This is a genomic window from Nocardia sp. NPDC004722 (assembly GCF_053601505.1).
Genome location: NZ_JBSGBY010000832.1, coordinates 1 through 2,926, shown reverse-complemented (window position 1 = coordinate 2,926; position 2,926 = coordinate 1). Strand labels below are relative to the sequence as shown.

Below are 2,926 nucleotides of genomic sequence, written 5' to 3'. Positions count from 1 at the left end.
GACGGTGCCGGTGCGGCTGATTCCGGCGAAAGGCCCGCATCGGCATCCGATTACGGCCGACACGCCGAGGCCGGTGGTCGTTATCGTTCCGGGACGCCCACGGTGCTGGCCGCCACCGAGAACCAGCTCCCGAAAACAATGTGCACGTACCCGAACGCCGCCGCACTCGCCGCGACCATCGCCCGCCCCTCCCCGAACACCGGCGCGTACCGGTGAAACAGGAACGACCGGAAGATCAACTCCTGCGGATACACGCTCAACGCCGGATACAACACCATCACCGCCAGCCACACCAACGGATTCCGCCGCGGCAACGCGAACAGATCCTCCCGCCGCAGCACCGCCGTCGCCGCCGTCAACGCCACCGCATTGGCCGCCGCCGTCACCGCCATCGACCTGGCCTGCTCCGGAAACGCCTCCGCCCGCCACAACGACCCCCGATCGAACCCCTTCGACCGCCGCAGATACAGCGTGACCCCCGTCCCCAACACCAATAACGCCGGAATAGGCGGCTTCCCCCGCAACACCGCGTTGTACACCGTCGTCCCCCCGAAGAACAACGCCGCGTACTCAGCAGCCAGATAAGCCCGCCGCCACCGCCGAATCCTCATGGCCAGAGCCTAATTCGCCAACTCGATCGTTGCAGACCAGCAGATCGGCGCGGGCGCTGGGCGAACCGTCCCAGGCGTCGTGCACGCGCCACACCGAGCGAATCCCCAACTCTTCGAGGTAGCCGACATAGACCTTGCCGATCGGTTCGCCGAACAACGCGACGAGGTCGAATTTCGAGTCGCGATAGAAGAAGTGCCGGGCAAAGGTCAGCGCACCGGCAGCGCCTTGGACGGCTGCGGTGACATTTCCGTTCTGGACGACTCGGGGTGTGACCACCCATCGTCGCGAACCGCGGCCCAGGATCGTATCGCTCGTACTCGAGTTGCTCAGCAGCCGGAAATCGCGCAGTGTCGTGGACAGAGCAAAGCTCTCGACCAGCCGTACCTGGGCATTGCTCTTGGTGCGAATGTGGGCCCTGACGGCCGAGTAGAGGACTTCTTCGCTGCTCGGTCGGAACTGCGCCAAGTCGATCGTCGAGTAGTCAGGGATCTGTCCGATCGATTCGTCTCGAGTCTCGGCGTCGTCGTCCGACCTGGAGGCCTCCCGACGGATCTGCTCCGCTAGTGCGAACATTTCCTCCGGTCGGGTCCGGAAGGCTTCCACGACCTCTTTGTCCAGCGCGCCGCCATTGCTGCTGCGTCGGGTCGAAGTGGGATGGCAGTCGGACAGATTCATCATCTTGGACCTGACCGAGCCGGTGCTCCGGAAGTTCTCGAACTGGTCCGTATCGGGGTGGATCCGCAACTGCCGCAGCAGATCCGATAGCTTGCGGACCTCGGGATGATTGATGTCCAGTTCGTGCCAGCCGTGCCGGGCTGTCAAATCGCAGGCCAGAACCAATTCGGTCCAGGCCCATGGGGGAGGGCGTCGCTTACGCTGGGCGGAAATACCGTCGGGCACCGTCGTGCTCGCCGGGTCGGTAGCGGGCACGGCATCGGACCGGACCGACCGGTGCTCCACCTCGAATCCCAGCGCCCTGAGTGTTCTGGCGACGGTTGCCTCGCCGCCGCTGAAATCCTTCGGCTGCAGCGCCTTGCGGCCACGAAGGAAACCGTGTGCCGCACCCGCGATGGCTTTCGAGTCGTAGTATCTGCCGTCCAACACCACGAAATACGACCGCGCCTGACGGAATCCGTACTTCGCCAGGAAGTCGTCGCGGCCCGATGAATCGAACTCGCGGATCGCGGAGAGTACGGCGTCCCTGGTCAGATCATCGAGGATCACGGGCGGTTCACCTCCCGATCCAGACGAGATCGTCAGGTATGGGCAGGCCGGGTCGTGTCGACAGGAGATACCCCTTTCCGTCCAGCTTCGAGCCGTAATGGCTTTTCGCGTAATGTAATTCGGTCATAAACCGGATCCGCTTCGTGCGGGGATCGTACGGCATCGTGAGCAGTTCAGCGGGTGCCGCGACCTGTATCTCGGGGTGCCCGCCCAGTCCGAGCTTGTCGAGGATGTAGGCAAGTTCGGGTCCCGCCGAGTCGCCCGTCAGCAGCAAGTGGCTGATCCGCAACAGCACTCTGGCGCGGGTCGTCGTCTGGAAGAAACTCGAGTCGATGGCCTGGCTGAGCATTCCCGCCGACACCAGGGCGGGGACCCTGGTGCGCACGGTGGCAGGCTTCGCGCCCAAAGCCCCCGCCAGATCGGGGAAATTCACGAATCCCTTCGTGGCGATGTAGTCCAAAATGGCCAACAGCAGGCCGGGCACCCCGGTGTTCAGCAGGAGCAGATCGATATCCGTCGAGCTCAGGTGACCGAAAGTGACATTCAGCAGCAGGTCGTCGACCATCTGAGACTTGATCTCCTGGGCGACCAAGCGACGCTCGTCGTCGTTGTCGGCGTCGAACGTGGGGTATCGGAGGTGACGGAGCAATTCGACCCGGCCGGGCAGCTGTAGCCGTGCCTTGTGGAGAACTCCTGAACGCGCACAACATGACGGGCCTCGTTCGAATACAGGTAGACGGGCAGATGGCTGTCCGAATCATGCAGGAGCGAAGCCAGATCCTTATCGATGCCCGCGGCATGGTGAGTAAGGGTCTGCCCCACGAGATTTCGCGAATGGTCGCTCGTCAGCGTGCATGCGAAGTCGAACAGTCCGCGGTCGGCCTCGGCGTAGCCGAAGACCTCGGAGCGGGACATTTCGCGCGCGCAGTTGATGAATACATCGGTGACGAAGTCGTGCTCGACGGATCTGGCCACCAGACATGTCTACCCGGTGTCACCGACAATGCCCGGGTCGGCGTCCGCGACCGACCCGGGCAGAACGGGCATCAGGAGAGTTGTACCTTGGCGGTGGCGCGGCCGAAGATCTTGC

General features: G+C 63.7%; 4 protein-coding genes. 1 reads left to right on the top strand and 3 read right to left on the bottom strand.

The features are described from left to right. Positions 1 to 80: 80 nt before the first annotated feature. The 3 genes from ACWELQ_RS42665 to ACWELQ_RS42655 form a co-directional block, all read right to left on the bottom strand. Positions 81 to 611, bottom strand: coding sequence for a CPBP family glutamic-type intramembrane protease (locus ACWELQ_RS42665; protein ID WP_452402674.1), 531 nt, complete (start codon positions 609 to 611; stop codon positions 81 to 83). Further along, the gene (locus ACWELQ_RS42660) at positions 571 to 1,719 is read right to left on the bottom strand and encodes a hypothetical protein (protein ID WP_452402673.1); all 1,149 of its coding nucleotides are present in this window, start codon (positions 1,717 to 1,719) and stop codon (positions 571 to 573) included. The genes ACWELQ_RS42665 and ACWELQ_RS42660 overlap by 41 nt, the downstream gene beginning before the upstream one ends. 124 nt (positions 1,720 to 1,843) lie before the next feature. Beyond that, on the bottom strand, positions 1,844 to 2,428 hold the full coding sequence (locus tag ACWELQ_RS42655) for a hypothetical protein (protein WP_452402672.1): 585 nt from the start codon (positions 2,426 to 2,428) through the stop codon (positions 1,844 to 1,846). 116 nt (positions 2,429 to 2,544) lie between these two features. Between ACWELQ_RS42655 and ACWELQ_RS42650 the strand changes: the two genes are divergently transcribed. Then, positions 2,545 to 2,926 (top strand): hypothetical protein (locus ACWELQ_RS42650; protein WP_452402671.1); only part of this gene is annotated, 382 nt, incomplete at its 3' end.

Excerpts from the sequence above, each read along its gene's own strand:
- ACWELQ_RS42665 (WP_452402674.1), bottom strand. The coding sequence starts at position 611 with ATGAGGATTCGGCGGTGGCGGCGGGCTTATCTGGCTGCTGAGTACGCG.